Annotated in this window: 4 protein-coding genes; all 4 read right to left on the reverse strand. The window is 52.5% G+C overall.

What is annotated here, in order from left to right:
- On the reverse strand, positions 1-479 hold a 479-nt coding region (locus tag RH88_RS08725; RefSeq protein WP_005595074.1), incomplete at its 3' end, for a phage virion morphogenesis protein.
- Positions 476-910, reverse strand: coding sequence for a gp436 family protein (locus tag RH88_RS08730; RefSeq protein ID WP_005595075.1), 435 nt, complete (start codon positions 908-910; stop codon positions 476-478). The genes RH88_RS08730 and RH88_RS08725, both read right to left, overlap by 4 nt.
- Before the next feature lie 3 nt (positions 911-913).
- Positions 914-1,321 carry a hypothetical protein gene (locus tag RH88_RS08735; RefSeq protein ID WP_005595077.1) on the reverse strand — a complete coding sequence of 136 codons (408 nt, stop codon included), beginning with the start codon at positions 1,319-1,321 and terminating at the stop codon, positions 914-916.
- A gap of 2 nt (positions 1,322-1,323) precedes the next feature.
- The coding region (locus tag RH88_RS08740) for a Mu-like prophage major head subunit gpT family protein (protein WP_005595078.1) at positions 1,324-1,776 on the reverse strand (453 nt) is incomplete at its 5' end.

Genomic DNA, 1,776 nt, shown 5'->3' on the forward strand with positions numbered 1-1,776 from the left:
CTAATCCCAAGGTATTGGCGTTGTGGCATTGCCATCTTGCGATTGTGCGCGGCCACCTTGACCGCCACAGGGGTATCAAGAACTTTACCGAAGGCTTCTTTCATCATCCTGGTGTGCGCATCCACCTTAACCACGCCATCAAAGCCATCTTGATGCACGCTGGCATAGTCACGATTTGAGCCCGTGACCGCCTCGGTCTTGGTGGCGTAGTTGGATAATGAGTCAAGCAGTAGACCGCTCGCTTCAAGTAGCGCATGACCACCCTCACGCCCTTTGGCGTAACCTTGCGACCAGACAGGCCACGGCACACCATCAGGCGAGGTCTTTTCGTTCGCGATTCGGTTGCGGGTTTGGCTTTCCATCAATCCTGATACTTTGAGCATCATCTGCTCGGTATCGATAGCGGCCACGTTATCCATCATTCTATTCAGGCGGTTTAGCGTGTCGTCTAAACCCTCAACGTGTAGCGCGCCGCTCATAACACACTCCCAAGACTGCCGCGAGTCAGTCGTCGTGGCTCACTAAAAAACATCGCATCGCCGCCTTTGTTCTCCGCCAGCTTTTCCGCTTCTGGGAGTCCAAGGTTAGCCTTGCCGCTGGCGATATCTTTTAGCCTTGCAATGGCGCTTTTGTATCGAGTCTCAATGAGCTCGGTCACTTGGCTATTACTGTCACCAAGCCAATAAAACACCACGGGAATGGTTAAGCTGGTAATGATGTTCGGCACCGTTTCAAGCGGCAGCGTATAACGCACAGAAAGATAGGTGTTGACCTCATCACTTGCATCGAGAATGGCTTGCTCGATACCCGCGTCATCCCATGTGTCACTCATCGCAAGATAAGTACAGGTGCGTAGGTAATCTTCATCACGCCTTAGCAAGTCTTCTTTTGTGACATACGCTACCGCCATCACTTACCCCTTCTTAACAATCAGCATTGGCTCAGCATCAAGCTTGTTGGCGATTTCCACTGAGATTTGCGCTCGTGTGACTGGGTGTCGCACCACGCTAAGCTCGGTATCGCTATCGTGCTTAAAGTGACGGCCACAGCGATAAAAGCCGCTTTTGCTCACTGAGCGCACCAAAATCTTACCGAAGTAACCAGGGCGCGCTTTGGCGTGCGACGGCTTCGTGGCTGGCTTGGTTTTCGCTGAGTCATCAGCGTCACCAGAGGGCTCTGGCGCGCCACCTTGCTCATCGCCACCACTCGTGCCTGCACCATCGTCGGTGATGATGACAGTCCCATTGCCTTGAGTGGTGTCGGTGTTATTGGCTTTGTCGTCTTTCTTCGCCTTGTCAGCCGCTTTTTCTTTCGTGCTCATGGTCACTCTCCAGGCTTGGTGATGTACTCACTGACGATGATTTCCACCTTCTTGTACAAGGTGTTGCTTGAGCCATTTGGGCCAGTGATGGCATCAAAGAGCGTCGTTGCCGCTGATTCGTTATCAGGGCCTACCACAATCGTGGTTGGACGAACGCCAAGCGGTGTGCCATTGGCCTTGGTGATTTTGCGCATCTGCGAGCGTGCTTTGGTGAAGTTCTCTTCGTTAAGCTCAAGCTGAGAGGCAAAAGCGAACTGCCACATGCCATAACCTGCGTTAGAACGACCATCCACCCCCATGGCGTATTCATTATTTAGGAACACGAACGCCTGATTTGGATCGTTAAGCTGCGTGAACTTAAACGGACGGCGCGGCTGGAAAATCAGAGCGCGTAACGGCTTTGAAGTGTCCAGTAAGAACCAAGGCTCACGAATCGTGGTAGGCAGATACTCAAA

The sequence above is a fragment of the Vibrio scophthalmi LMG 19158 genome, assembly GCF_000222585.1.
Taxonomy (GTDB): Bacteria; Pseudomonadota; Gammaproteobacteria; order Enterobacterales; family Vibrionaceae; genus Vibrio; species Vibrio scophthalmi.

What these genes read in the sequence shown, in the direction of transcription:
- RH88_RS08730 (WP_005595075.1), bottom strand. Translation starts at nt 910, where the DNA reads ATGGCGGTAGCGTATGTCACAAAAGAAGACTTGCTAAGGCGTGATGAA.
- RH88_RS08735 (WP_005595077.1), bottom strand. Translation starts at nt 1,321, where the DNA reads ATGAGCACGAAAGAAAAAGCGGCTGACAAGGCGAAGAAAGACGACAAA.